Raw genomic sequence first — 12,738 nt, 5'->3', positions numbered from 1 at the left:
GTATGCTCATCGCCGAGCAGGAAGCCCAAGTCGCCTCCCTGGAGAGCCTCCAAACGCTAACAAGGCAATCTAGCCATGTTGACGCCGGAACAGAGCAACCGAGCCGTCGAGGTCATGCGAGAGTACCTCTCCGCTCCAAGAAACCCCGACGGACGAACGCCCCTCGAGACTCAGGGCGGTCGCGACCTGAAACGGGCCCGTCTGATTGACGCCGAACTCAAGCCCCTCGTCGCGAGCTATCTCACCGGGGGAACCCCTCTGGCCGAGTTCAAATCCAAGATAGACGGCATCAACAAACGCAACGAGTTCTGGGGCTTCAAGGGCATCAAGGGCCAGATGTTCTTCAACATGGTCGTCAACGTGGCCGACGACGAGGCCGAGTGCGACCAGGAGCTCAAGGCCGCCATCGCCCTGCCCACCGGCGAGGAGATTGCCCGAAGCCGCATCAAGACGTTCCACAGCTACGTCAAGCGAATCGGGCACGAGTTCGTCGAAAGCGGGGGGACGAAGCAAGGGCGGCCGAACCCCGGCAGCATCCCTTTCTTCCTGTCCTACTTCTGGCAGGTCCAAGACCGTGCCACATGGCCCGTCTTCTACACGAACAGCGTCAACACGATGGTCGACCTGAACCTTTGGCAGCCGAGCGACGAGTTGGCTGAGGACTACCTCGCCTACAAGCACATCCAGGAGGAGCTGGCCGCCCTGTTTACGCAGGCCTCGGGCCGTCCCTTCGACCTGTACGGGGTCGAGCACGTCTTCTGGTTCAAGGGCGGAAACCCCTACGGCGACTCGAAGCCGCTCCGCGACGGAGAAAGGCCGACGCCAACGCCGCCGATTCCACCGACCGTGCAGGACGCCGCGGCGTCCTCCCGGTTGCCCGAAAGTTACGTCCCGCCGGTCGTAGCCATTCTCACGAGTATGGCTCGGAACGAGCCCGGCTTGGAGGCCGTGGCCAAAGCTTCTGGGACCAGTTTGCCGAGGGCTTTCGAGAAGAGCATCCATGCCGCGTTCACCGTCCTGGGCTTCGACACGAAGCTCCTCGGCCAGGGTAGCGGTCGCGTCCCGGACGGGCTCGCGTTGGAGCACGACAACTCGTACGCCATCCTCTGGGATGCGAAGGTCCGCGAAGACGGCTACAGCATGGGCACCGACGACCGGGCCATCCGCGAGTACGTCATGACCCAGAGCCGCGAGTTGAAGCGGAAGAAGACCCTACGGAACATCTACTACGCCGTCGTTTCGAGCGGGTTCAAGGACGACTACGACGACCTCATCCGCTCCATCAAGATGGAGACGGACACGAACGAGGTCTGCCTCTTGGAGGCTGCCGCATTGGTGGCCATGGTCGACGCGAGACTACGCAACCCCTTGCAGGTCTCCCTGGGTTCGGACGGCTTGCAGCGACTCTTCAGCATCAGCGGCATCCTCACGGCCGACGACGTTCTCAAGAACTTCGGCTGACCGTCAAAGGAGCAGTTCGCCCGCGAGTTCATGCAGCTCTACCCCAACGCACGGCTGCTCATCGCCGCGAAGGACGACCTCGCCCGCGAGCGGAGGAAGGTGCTCACCGCGAAGATGGCCAGCGGGGAGTGGGATGGCGTCATCGTCACCCACAGCTCGTTCGAACGCATCGGGATGTCACGGGTTACCAGGCCCGGTTCCTCCGCGAGCAAATCGCCGAGTACGACCAGCTCCTTCGCGACTCGGACCGCGGCGACGCCTCGCGAGGGAACCGGAATTTGACGAAGGCCGTCGAGAAGCAGAAGGCCCGACGCGAGGCCCGCCTCAAGGAACTCCTCGCCGAGGGGAAGAAGGACGACGGGCTCGTCTTCGACGAGCTCGGCGTCGACAACCTGTTCGTGGACGAGGCCCACTACTTCAAGAACCTCGAAACCCCCACCAAGATGGAGAGGGTCGCGGGCATCCAGACGGGCGGCAGCGAGCGGGCGTTCGACCTCTTCATGAAGGGTCGATACCTCCACGAGAATCATCCCGGGCACGGGCTCGTCTTCGCCACCGGCACGCCCATCAGCAACACGATGGTCGAGATGTACACGATGCAGCGGTTCCTCGACCCCGAGGGGCTCTCACGCCGGGGCATCGAGCACTTCGACGCCTGGGCCGCGACGTTCGGCGAGGTCGTCGACGTGATGGAGATATCCCCGGACGGGGCGAGCCTGAGGCCCCGCAGCCGGTTCGCCCGGTTCATCAACCTGCCGGAACTCCAGCAGATGTTCCGGGCGTTCTCGGACGTGCAGACGGCCGAGAGGCTCGACCTCCCCCGCCCCCAGCTCGCGGGGGGCAAGGCCGAAATCGTCGCCTGCCCGATGTCCGACGAGCAGCGGGGCATCCAGCAGCACCTCGTGGCCCGCTACGAGCGGATCCGCTCGCAGAAGGTCGACCCCCGCGAGGACAACGCCCTGGCCATCACGACCGACGGCCGGAAGCTCGCCTTGGAGGCCCGCCTCATCGCGAGTCGGGCCCCGGATTTCCCGGCCTCGAAGGTGAACGCGGCGGTCGCCAACATCGAGTCGATTTGGCGGGCCTCCGCACACAATCGGGGGACGCAGCTCGTCTTCTGCGACATGGGGGTCCACCCGACTCCGTGGGGATATTCCGCCTACGGCGACCTCGTCGCCAAGCTCGCGGCCTGCGGCGTCCCGCGTGAGCAGATGGCCGCCGTCGGCGACGCCGACGCCAAGACCCAGGTCCTCTTCGGGAAGGTCAGGAACGGCTCGGTGCGGGTCCTGATAGGCAGCACGCAGAAGATGGGGACCGGCGCCAACGTCCAGCGGAGGCTCGTCGCGTTGCACCACCTAGACGCCCCGTGGAAGCCCGCCGAGGTCGAGCAGCGGGAGGTCCGGATTCTCCGGCAGGGCAACCTGAACGAGGAGGTGCAAATCTTCCGGTACGTGACCGAGGGCTCGTTCGACGCCTACATGTGGCAGGCCCTGGAGACCAAGGCCCGGTTCATCGCCCAGGTCGTCACGGGCGAGTCGGGCACACGGCGGGCCGAGGACGTCGGCGGGCAGGAGTCGTCGTACGCCGAGGTGAAGGCCATCGCCTCGGGGGATCCCGCCGTCTTGACGCTCGCCGAGGCGGACGCCGAATTGCAGCGGCTCTCGACCTTGCGGAAGCACCACGCCGACGAGCAGTTACTGGCCCGCCGCAATCTCCGCGACTTGCCCGAGGCCGTCGCCCGGCATGCGAAGCGGCTCGCCGACCTCACGGCCGACCTCGCCACGCTGGCGAGGCACGCTGACGACCCCGTGACCGTCGACGGCCGCGAGTGCCGCCGCGACGAAGTCCAGGCCGTGCTCGGGCGTCGCCTCGACTCGACGCCCGAGCTCGTCCCCCGGACCCGCCGCTTCCCGCTCGGCGTCTACCGCGGATTGCAATTCGGCTTCGTGGTCCACCCGGAGTCCGGCCCCGAGGTCTACCTCGAAGGGGCCGCCGTGCGGCATACCTCCCTCTCCCGCGACTCCCACGGGCCGCGGGCCGTGATGAACGCCGTGGAACGCCTCGCGTCCGGCACCGACGGCCAGAGGGCCTCGGCCCAAAGCGAGTTGGCCCTCGCGGAGGGACAACGACGCGACTATCAAGACCGGCTCGGCAGGCCGTTCCGGCACAACGCCTATTTCGCCGAATTGGCCGGGCTCCGAGACCTCCTCAAGGTCGCCCTCGCGGGGACCCCGCCCGACCCGAATGCAGAGCCGCTGCCGTCGGCCGGGGAACTCGCCGAGCGGGTGCAGGCCCTCAAGGATTCGCAATCCCTCGACGCGACCCCGCCGCCGTCGCGGGGCGTGAGGACGTCCACCGGCGAACGCCCCGTCACCGCCCGCATCCGGGGGCGGGGCGTGGTCGTCCCGGGAGGGACGGAGGACGAGGCGGAGGCTCGGGTCGAGCCCGTCGCTTCGGGAGGGACGACCGAGCCGACCCCGATGGCGGTCGTCCTCGCGGGCACGGTGACGTCCCCACCCCTTCCCGTTCCGCTACCCGCCATGCTCGAGGTGCGGGACCGGGGTCGCTTGAAGCAGAAACGGCTGTTCTAAACGCCCCGGCGGCGAGGATTCCGCCCGGACGTCGCCCGTCCTCGCGTCTCGAGGGCTGGAACTCGCTTCGAGCGAATTCGTGCAGCAAGCTGCTGCACGATTCGCCCGTTCGTCAAATCTCTTCCGCGTGGGCACGCAGCCGAGCGACCGTCTCGGCGAGGCCGCACTGTTCGAGCGTGGCCAGCAGCTCGCCCGCCGACCTCGGCGGGTTCTTCAGGCCGGCACGCTGGCGGCTCACCGCATCGAGCACCGCCTCCGGGAACTCGCCCCAGAGGTTCGCGAGGAACTCGTCGGGGTGAATCGCCTCGATGGAATAGCCGCCGAGGGCCGAGGCCGGGAAGTCGCTCAGGTTGAACGTCACGATGAGCCCGGCACCTCCGTGAATCGCCGCCGCGAGCACATGCCTGTCGTCCGGGTCGGGAAGGCTGAGACTCTGGATGAGCGACTCGTAGCCCGTCACCAGGCTGTCCGGGACGTGCTCGTTCATCAGCCTGCGGCAGCGAGCCAGGCTCTCGGGCGAGACGTCGGGGCGGTTTGCCGCCACGTTACGCGTCCACTCGTCATGGATTTCGTCCGTCCAGCGAGCCTGAAACAGATTCGCAAGGGCGAGACGCATGAGGAGGTCGCGGAGCGGTGCCGGATAGAGCACGCAGGCGTCGTAAAGGACTCTCGGGGCCACGATGTCAGTAGCCCATCTCGAGGTCTTGGCTCAACGCCGCGAGTTCGTCCAGGGTGGCATGCCGCTTCGCGTGCCACTCCTCCCGATAGGCCATGAGGTTCGTGAGCAGGACCCGCCGGTGGCTGCCGACCTTCGTGGACGGCATCGCCCCCTCGTCGAGGAGCTTCACCAGGTGCGGTCGGGAGACGTTCAGGAGGTCGGCCGCCTGCTGCGTCGTCAGCTCGGCGCGGAGCGGGGTGAGCGTGATGGCGTTCCCCCGCCCCAGCTCGGCCAGGACACGCACGAGGAGCCGCAACGCGGTCGCGGGGAGCTTCAACTCCTCCTTCGTCCCCTTCACTTCCAAGCGAAGCTCGGCGTCGCGGTCCAGATGGGCCGCGAGCTTTCGCCCCGATTCCTCGGCGAGTGCCGCGTCGGCTTTGCTCGGCGTTATCACCTCGTTGCCGTTGAGCAGCTGCATATCATCCCCTCCGTTCTTTCTCGACTCCCTCCAGGCTAGCACACGCGAGCTATAATCGCAATAAACGAAAAACCTGGTCAGGAGGAATGTTCATCAGGAGGAGGCGGATTCCTAAGCTCTCATTGCCCGCGAGCCAGGGGGCTCTTATCCGGGAAGACGTGTTGCTCGTACCAGGCGTGGAGCTCGACCGTCGTCCCGTCTTTGCTGACCGGCACGACGCACAGGAGTCGAAGCTGGGCGTTCTCGCGGAACCGCTCCGCGAGCCGGTGCGAGAGATACACGGCCAGCTCATCCGGGCCGGCCGGACGGCCGTCGGCCTTCACCTGGACCCATCCCCCCATGTCGTGGACGCCGACCCCGAACCTGCCCGAACCGTTCCCCGGATGCGGTTTCGCCATGTCTCACCCCTTGGCCGATTCCGCTGCGAATCGGCCGCCTCCGAAGCCATGTGATTACTCGGCATCGCCGCTCCTGCCGAATGGGTTGCGGCGAGTCCCCTCGGCCCATTCCCGTTTCATCCGCTCCGACAGGGCTTTCTTCCAGGCTTCGGACTTCGGCCGTTTGGCCGCCTCCAAAGCCGCGGCGTGGAACTGGGGGCACGGCTGTCGATGGGCGTGGGCGGCGCTCATCTTGGCCCGGGATTCCGGCGAGCGGGAGATTTCCCTTCCGATGGTGATGTAGTGCCGCCTGAGCCTGAAGGAGCCGACGGTCTGGGCGGGCACCCCAGAGCAGGACGCCAGAGCCTGACCGTCGTGACGGAGACGCCCCAATGGTGGGCGATCGCCGTCTTCGATTCCAAGCCGACGGCCTTCACCAGGTCGCCGCAGAGGATGAGCGAGCGGTTGCCTCGCTTTTTCGCGTAGGGCCATTGAATGGGGGCGTCGCTCATCCCGGCGACGACGACGGTGCGTCCTCGGGCCTCGCACTCCAGCGCCTTCCCGACGCGGCATCGGGGGGCTCGGTACGGGCCGAAGACGAGTCGGTCGCTCTCGGTTCGCGGAGTCTTCTTGGGGTTCCCACCAGCAGGAGGGTTTCGGCCTCGTTCTGCCGCCCCGGCGGTCCCTCCGCCGCGACGAGATTCTTGATTTCTCGGGCGTTTGCACGGGCGTCGAGAAGCCGATCATGCGCCGGTTCGCCGACGGTTCCCCCGCCGATCGCAGGCCGACGTTTCCAGACGGATCGCCTGGCGGGAAGCCCGTCGTCGAGCCCCATCTCATGCTCGCGAATCCGCCGGACGACCGCCGGCGCCTCGGACTCGAATCGCGACGACGCCGTACCGCGGCCGCCCTCCGAGTTCCTGCTCCATCACGCTCGCATACCGGGCGGCGGCGGGGATGTGCCGTGATTCGCTGCGCCGGCGAGCCGGTACGGCGGACGCGCCGCCCGTTTCGGCGCGGGCTTCGAGTCGAACCTCCCTCGGCCCCCGGGCCGCTCCGCGCGCCCCTCGGGTCGCGCGGGCTTCGACGGTTTGACGGATTGACGCCCCCGGAAAACGTCAACTCGTCTCCGCCAGGCGCCGGTAATACGCCCGCTCCGACTTGCCGGTCAGCGCGATCCAGGCCTCGGCCCGCCCTTCGCGACTCGGATGGGCCTCGAAGATCCGCCGCGCGGCCGCGCGATCCTCCGCCATCCGGGCCTCGCGCGTCGCGGCCGGCACGGCCTCGCGCCGGACGGCGCCCAGGCGCTCCCCGATGGAGGACGTGACCAGGTCCCGCCGATCGCTCTCGGCCTCGCCGTCCGCCCACTGCTGGTAGTCCGGCAGGGCCTTGCCGACCAGCAGCCGCACGTCGAAGCGGCAGCCCAGCCGGATCATCTCGGCGATGAGGTGCTCCGCCACCTCCAGCGCCTTCTCGGGCGACGTCTCCGGCCGGTGCGCCGGCCAGCCCCGGGAGGCGACGTCGAGCATCAGCGCCCCGAGCTGGGCGTCGCTCGGGTCGTAGTCCAGGGTCTGGACGCGGCTCTTGAAGGCCCCCGGCAGGTCGTCGTCGTGCAGCTCGACGTTGGAGATGCAGATGATCGATCCGCCGAAGTCGACCCTGGATTCAACGCCCCGGCGGCGATGCTTCACGGCCCGGACGCGGTCCCGGGACGTCGGCGGCTCCAGGGCGGCCGGGAGGATCTGCAGCGCCACGTGGCTCTTCAGGACCGCGCCGAGGTCGTCCAGGACGATCACCTCGTCGGGATGCTCGGCGAGCAGATCGAACAGCCCCGGCGGCCTGAGATGCCCCCGCTGGTAGGTGTAGATCTCGCGGACCTCGTCCTCGAGGACGCTTCGCACGATATAGGTCTCGGCCGTCCCCGGCCGGCCGTAGAGGTACAGGCCCGTCGAGCCCCCTCGGCCGCGCCGCGCACGCGGTCGCGGACGATCGCCCGCCGCAGGTCGAGGTCGGCGAGCAGGGCGAAGCGGTTCTCGACGATGTATTCCAGGGTGGTACGTCCGTCCACGGATCGCCTCCTCGAAAGGTCGGGGCCGGGACCGACCGGCCCGGGGCGGATCGCCGAGCCGCCCCCGGATCGCGTCGGCGGGCGCGCCGGACGCCGGAGTCGGCCGCCCGGCTTCCTCCACGCCGCCTCGTCGAACATGCCGCGTGCGGGCGTCTCGGCCTCGGGACGGGACGACGCGATCTCCACGCCCGAGCGCCTCGCCTTCCTCGACGCCGCCCGGTCCGTAGGCATCGGCCGCTTCAAAGCCGGGTCGGAGGCCGCGGGGAGCCGACTCCCCGCCCGGGGTCGTGGCCGGGGCCGCCCGACTCGCGGCGCCCGCGGCCTTCTCCACGCCCCCCTTCCGCGCCTTTCGAATCGGGCGTCTCGGCCTCGGATACCGATCCCGGGGCGGGCCCGACCGAGGGCGGCCCGAGTATCTCGACATTCAAATCGACCCTTGGGGACGGACGCTCAAGGGGCGGCGGATCCACCGATTCCGGACCGCGTCCGAAGGTCGGCATTCGCGCTGCGGCCGGCGCGACCTCGATCGGGCGACCCCGGTCCGTATCGACGCTCGGCGGGCTTGATCGCGCCTCGAATCCGCTCCGCGGGGCCTGAATCGCGGCGGAATCCGCGTCATACAGACCTGGAGCCGCTTAGCGAGCGGCCGCGGAACGACCCGACCCACCGACGAAAGGCCCGACGATGCCCCGCAAGACCCGGATCCGCAGCGACTTTTTCGACTTCCGCTTCACCGATCCCAGCTGGTTCGAAAAGGCCGCCGGCCGCGCGGCCGCGGTGTGGACGCGGTGGGACGCCCCCCGCTTCGGCGGCCCGTTCGAACGCGCGGCCGACCTCCGGCTCTGGCTCGTCCGCGAGGCCGGCGGCCGGCCGATCCTGGCCTGCCTGCAGCCCCGCGTCGACGACGCCGGCGTCGTCGCGCTCGGGGCCGACGACGTCCAGGGGGCCTGGGACCTCTCCCTGCGCGACCGCTCGCCGGCCTCCCTCCGGGCCGACGACTCGCCGCTGGGCGACCTGGCCCGCCGCGTCGCCGACATGATCGCCCGCCGCCGGCCCTCGGCCCCGGCCGCGGCCCCGCCGATCCCCAGGACGTACCTGGGCTACGCGGCCCGCGTCCGACCCCGGCGGTCGGCCGAGTTCGCCGCGCGGCTCGCCCGGGCCTTCGGCGGCGATCCCGCCCCGTCCCAGGTCCGCGAGGCCTGGGAGGGCGTCCCCGCGGTGCTCCGGATCCCGGGCCGGCGGGACCGCTTCCTCTATCCGGTCGAGTACCTGTCCTCGTCCGCCGAGGGGGCCCCGGGCGCGATCGACGTGGAAGGCGGGCGGCCCCTCCGCCCCCCGGGCGGCGCGGCGGTCTACGCCGCGACCGCGCGGCTGGGCGGGCTCGAGGCGCCGAACCCGGCCCTCGAGATCTACAAACGATTCGGCCTGCTGGGGCCGCGCGACCGCCGCGACGACCGCGCCCGGGTCGACGCCGCGGCGGCCCGGCTGGCCGACGCCGCCGAGTTCACGCCCGGGGACCGCCTCGCGCTCTGCGAGGCGATGCGCGGGCGGCTCTCGGCCCTGGTCGCGTACGCGCCGGCCGACCTCATGGCGGCCCTGCTCGACCCCCTCCGGCCGATCGTCGCCTCGACCCAGCCGCGGCCGGCCTGGTTCCCGGCGGCCGAGCTCGAAAACCTGCACCGCCGCGGCTGGGACCTCGAAGGCCTCGCCGCCCCCGCGCCCGCCGGGGCCGCGGAGCTCGGGCCCGGGGAGGGGGCCGACGCCGCCCGGCTCGCCGTCGCGTCGTGACGCCCCCCGGCCTTCCTCGGGCGTCGAAGGAGAATCGCGCGGGCGCGGGCCCTTGAGGGCCCGCGCCCGCGGCGTCCGGATCGTCCCCCGGGCCGGGCTTGACGGCCCGGCCCGGCCGCACCCATGATCGGGCGCGCCGCGCGTCATCCTCCGCGACGGCCGGACGCCGCTCGATCGCAGTCCTTTCCGCGTCGTCTTCATGGATCCATGCGAAGGCCTCCGCCCCGCGACCCGGACCGCCCCGCCCGGGGCGCGGGCCGCGCGGGCGGCGTCCCATCCCCGAGGAGAATCCCGATGGAATCCCCCTTCGAAACGAACGCCCCGGAGACGTCCGACGCCGCGCCCCCGCCGGCCCCCCCCCGCCCGGCCGACGCGGCCGACCCGCGACGCGAGCGCCTGGTCGGGCTCCTGGGCCGGATCCTCGCCCGCCGCTGGCTGCTCGAACGCCGCGGCGAGGGGGGCCGGCCCCCCGCCGGCGGGCCCGAGGCCGCGAGGACTCCCGACCATGAGCACCGCCCCCCCGGATGAGCCGGCCCCGGGACGCCCGCGGCGGCCCCCCGCCCCCGACCCTTCGAATCCTAGCCCGTGGGCCCGATTCTGCGAGCGCCATGCGCCCTGGCTGGAAAAGCTCCCCCGGGAGGGCCCCGTGTACGGCCTCCCGGAGGGCCTGATCGAAACGCTGGCGGCCGCCAAGCACATCGACGCCCCCGCCCGGGCGGCCGAACGGGCGCTCGCAGGGCTGTGCCGGCGCGCCTCCGCCCCGGGCTTCCACCGCGACGGGACTCCCGTCGCCTATCGATTCCTCGCCCCCGGCTCCGCCGAGCCGGCCGCCCGCGCCTCGGTCCGATCGAGGGACTCGGAGGCCGACGGCCGCCGCCTCGGGGACCCCGACCTCCGCCTCAAGGCCTGCGCGGCGCGGCTGGTCACCGACCCCGCCTTCGTCCGCGACTTCGAGGCCCAGCGGGTTCGGTGGGCCGCCCTGCCGGAAGACGCCCGCCCCAGGCTCCCGATCCGTCGCGACGGCCTCGACGCGGGGCCGGGGGCGGCGGGCGCCTTCGCGACGGCCTTCGCCGGATTCTGCGACCGCTGGGCGCTCGCGGGGGCCGCGACGTGGGACCTGCCCGAGCCCCTGGGCCCCGTCGTCTCGGGCGCCCCGCCCGCGTCGACCGCCCCGCGCGCCCTCGGCGTCCACGTCTTCATCCCGTTCCACCACGACCTCGACGGCGACGCGCGTCTGCTCCGGGACGTCCGCCGGGCGCATCGGGCGCAGGCCCTCGCCTCCGGCCTCGCCGACGCCGCCGCGGGCCCCCCCGGCCACGCGGGGCTGGCGCGCATGTTCGAGATCCTGCACTGGGAGCGCGTCGCCTCGGCGCGCTATCGGACGGCGAGGCGGACCTCGGGGTTCGTGGCCGACCTCGTCCGCGGCCTGGCCGGGTCGCTCCCCCTCCACGAGAATCGGGTCCGCAAGTGGCGCAAGGCGGCCTCCGCCCGCCTCAGGCGTAGGCCCGCGACCCCGACGCCCCCCCCCGACGCCCGCCCCTGACGCCGGATCCCCCGCCCGCCGGGAGGCCCCCGGCCCCGTCGCGCCCGCCCTCGAAGGTCGGAATCCCGCGGGGCCCCGAGAATCCGGATCTCGGGGCCCCGTACCGTTGCGCGCGCCCTGCGAAGATCGGCGCGTCGGGCGGGGCCTCGGGCCCGCCGCTCGGCGATTTCCGGGGCGCGACACCTTCCGGACGCGCACGGACCCGCCCGACCCCAAGGAGAAGAGACATGCGCCGCCCAGCATCCCCGGACGGGCACCCCGCCCCCCGCGACGTCGAGCTCGAGATCGAGATCGACGGCCTGATCGCCGACGCCCACCGCCGGCTCCCCCGCGACGAGTGCGAGCTCGTCGGCGCGATCTACGCACGCTATTCCACCAGGACCCAGGGCAGCATCGGCGACCAGGTCCGGTCCGTCCTCGAGGCGGCCCTCAAGCTCAAGGTCTTCGTGCCCCGGGAGCACGTCTGCTACGACGCCGCCGTCCGGGGCTGCAAGGACCGCCGCCCCGGCTTCGACCGGCTCCGCGCCCTCCTTGCCCGGCGCGGCGCCTTGCAGGTCGTCCTCATCTTCGCCACCAACCGGCTCTCGCGCAGGTCCTACCGGTCGCTGCAGTTCGTCCGCGAGGAGATCGTCGAACGCGGCGTGCGCTGCGTCTTCACCTCGAGCGGCATCGACACGGCCGACGGCGAACGCTGGTCGCTGATGCTGCACGCCAACTCCATGGTCGACGAGGTCGTCGTCGCCGCGGCCTCCGGCCACATCCGCGCCGGCCAGGAGGGCCTGTTCGCGCTGGGCCTGGTCCACGGCGCGGTGGGCTTCGGCTACGTCGGCCGCGCGATCGAGGGCCGGGTCACCAAGAAAGGACTGCCCGCCCGCCGCTACGAGGTCGACCCCGAGGCCGCCCCCTGGGTGGCGCGGGCGTTCGAATGGTACGCCCGCGACGGCGTCTCGATCGCCGAGGTCGCGCGCCGCCTCAACGACGAGCCGACGGCCCCCCTCAACCCCAAGCTCGTCGCCGGCTGGTCCCAGGCGTCGGTCCGCCGGCTCCTGGCCAACGGCCGATACCGGGGGGCGTGGGAATACGGCCGCTACCAGTCCGTCTACAAGGGCCGGGAGGACTACGTCGTCCAGGTCCGCAGGGACGAGCCCCTGATGTCGGCCCAGTGGGAACCCCTGCGGATCGTCCCCGACGACCTCTGGTTCCGGGCCCAGGTCCGGCTCGGCGAAGGGGACCGCCGCGCCGCCGGCCGCAAGCCCCGCGACGGCGACCGCCGCTCCCGGCCCAGGACCCTGGCCGGCCTTTTCTTCTGCGCCGCGCACGGCCGCAGGATGTACGCCGGCGGCGGCCACGGCAAGATGATGATCTGCAAGGACTGCCAGGCGACGGGCAAGGCCCTGAAGCCCCTCTGCTCGGTGCTCAACCGGGGCCTGGCCCTGACCCTGACCTGCGCGGCCCTGGCCCGCCGGCTCCGGAGGGACGAGGGCCTGGCGGCGGAGGTCGTGGCGGCCTGCCGCGCCGCGGCGGCCGCGCTGCAGGCCCCGGACCCGGCCCGCCTCGCGGGGCTGCGGGCGCGGGACGGCTCGCTGACGCGGCGGATCGGATTCCTGATGGACGACCCCGGGCTCGGCGACCGCGACGTCCGCGAGTCCAAATCGAAGTTGCAGGGGCTGCGGCGCGAGCGCGAGGCCGTCGCCGCCGAGCTCGCCGGCCTGGAGGCCGACGCCGGCCGGGCGGTCGAGGTCCCCGACGAGGACGGCGCGCGCGAGATGCTCGC

The 12,738-nt window shown here is 71.6% G+C and carries 11 protein-coding genes; 7 read left to right on the top strand and 4 right to left on the bottom strand.

Annotation, left to right across the window (positions count from 1 at the left end; translation table 11 throughout):
• Nucleotides 1–75 precede the first annotated feature (75 nt).
• The 3 genes from PZE19_RS31470 to PZE19_RS31460 are packed head-to-tail and all read left to right on the top strand — an operon-like array spanning nt 76 to nt 4,052.
• A complete protein-coding gene (locus tag PZE19_RS31470; protein ID WP_277864637.1) occupies nt 76–1,461 on the top strand; it encodes a restriction endonuclease FokI C-terminal domain-containing protein in 1,386 nt (461 codons plus the stop codon).
• A 30-nt stretch (nt 1,462–1,491) separates the two neighbouring features.
• Nucleotides 1,492–1,743 (top strand): helicase-like domain-containing protein, encoded by a 252-nt coding sequence (locus tag PZE19_RS31465; RefSeq protein ID WP_277864636.1) that lies wholly within the window; start codon nt 1,492–1,494, stop codon nt 1,741–1,743.
• On the top strand, nt 1,674–4,052 hold the full coding sequence (locus PZE19_RS31460) for a helicase-like domain-containing protein (RefSeq protein WP_497059068.1): 2,379 nt from the start codon (nt 1,674–1,676) through the stop codon (nt 4,050–4,052). The genes PZE19_RS31465 and PZE19_RS31460 overlap by 70 nt, the downstream gene beginning before the upstream one ends.
• A gap of 112 nt (nt 4,053–4,164) precedes the next feature.
• On the opposite strand, the gene PZE19_RS31455 is transcribed toward PZE19_RS31460, so the two are convergent.
• From PZE19_RS31455 to PZE19_RS31440, 4 genes are all read right to left on the bottom strand, one after another.
• Nucleotides 4,165–4,734, bottom strand: coding sequence for a VapC50 family PIN domain-containing toxin (locus tag PZE19_RS31455; protein ID WP_368411427.1), 570 nt, complete (start codon nt 4,732–4,734; stop codon nt 4,165–4,167).
• 1 nt (nt 4,735) lies between these two features.
• Nucleotides 4,736–5,188 (bottom strand): excisionase family DNA-binding protein, encoded by a 453-nt coding sequence (locus PZE19_RS31450; RefSeq protein WP_277864633.1) that lies wholly within the window; start codon nt 5,186–5,188, stop codon nt 4,736–4,738.
• 119 nt (nt 5,189–5,307) lie between these two features.
• Nucleotides 5,308–5,586: a hypothetical protein gene (locus tag PZE19_RS31445; RefSeq protein WP_277864632.1), complete on the bottom strand. Its 279-nt coding sequence runs from the start codon at nt 5,584–5,586 to the stop codon at nt 5,308–5,310.
• A gap of 1,097 nt (nt 5,587–6,683) precedes the next feature.
• The gene (locus tag PZE19_RS31440; protein ID WP_277864631.1) at nt 6,684–7,466 is read right to left on the bottom strand and encodes a hypothetical protein; all 783 of its coding nucleotides are present in this window, start codon (nt 7,464–7,466) and stop codon (nt 6,684–6,686) included.
• Nucleotides 7,467–8,317: 851 nt separating this feature from the next.
• Here PZE19_RS31440 and PZE19_RS31435 point away from each other — a divergent pair.
• The 4 genes from PZE19_RS31435 to PZE19_RS31420 form a co-directional block, all read left to right on the top strand.
• Nucleotides 8,318–9,421: a hypothetical protein gene (locus PZE19_RS31435; RefSeq protein WP_277864630.1), complete on the top strand. Its 1,104-nt coding sequence runs from the start codon at nt 8,318–8,320 to the stop codon at nt 9,419–9,421.
• Nucleotides 9,422–9,715: 294 nt separating this feature from the next.
• On the top strand, nt 9,716–9,949 hold the full coding sequence (locus PZE19_RS31430) for a hypothetical protein (RefSeq protein ID WP_277864629.1): 234 nt from the start codon (nt 9,716–9,718) through the stop codon (nt 9,947–9,949).
• 118 nt (nt 9,950–10,067) lie between these two features.
• Nucleotides 10,068–10,964: a hypothetical protein gene (locus PZE19_RS31425; protein ID WP_277864628.1), complete on the top strand. Its 897-nt coding sequence runs from the start codon at nt 10,068–10,070 to the stop codon at nt 10,962–10,964.
• A 227-nt stretch (nt 10,965–11,191) separates the two neighbouring features.
• Nucleotides 11,192–12,738 (top strand): recombinase family protein (locus PZE19_RS31420; RefSeq protein WP_277864627.1); only part of this gene is annotated, 1,547 nt, incomplete at its 3' end.

The sequence above is a fragment of the Paludisphaera mucosa genome, from assembly GCF_029589435.1.
Classification (GTDB): Bacteria; Planctomycetota; Planctomycetia; order Isosphaerales; family Isosphaeraceae; genus Paludisphaera; species Paludisphaera mucosa.
This window is presented reverse-complemented; position numbering and strand designations above follow the sequence as displayed.

What these genes read in the sequence shown, in the direction of transcription:
- PZE19_RS31470 (WP_277864637.1), top strand. Translation starts at nt 76, where the DNA reads ATGTTGACGCCGGAACAGAGCAACCGAGCCGTCGAGGTCATGCGAGAG.
- PZE19_RS31465 (WP_277864636.1), top strand. Translation starts at nt 1,492, where the DNA reads ATGCAGCTCTACCCCAACGCACGGCTGCTCATCGCCGCGAAGGACGAC.
- PZE19_RS31450 (WP_277864633.1), bottom strand. Translation starts at nt 5,188, where the DNA reads ATGCAGCTGCTCAACGGCAACGAGGTGATAACGCCGAGCAAAGCCGAC.
- PZE19_RS31445 (WP_277864632.1), bottom strand. Translation starts at nt 5,586, where the DNA reads ATGGCGAAACCGCATCCGGGGAACGGTTCGGGCAGGTTCGGGGTCGGC.
- PZE19_RS31435 (WP_277864630.1), top strand. Translation starts at nt 8,318, where the DNA reads ATGCCCCGCAAGACCCGGATCCGCAGCGACTTTTTCGACTTCCGCTTC.
- PZE19_RS31430 (WP_277864629.1), top strand. Translation starts at nt 9,716, where the DNA reads ATGGAATCCCCCTTCGAAACGAACGCCCCGGAGACGTCCGACGCCGCG.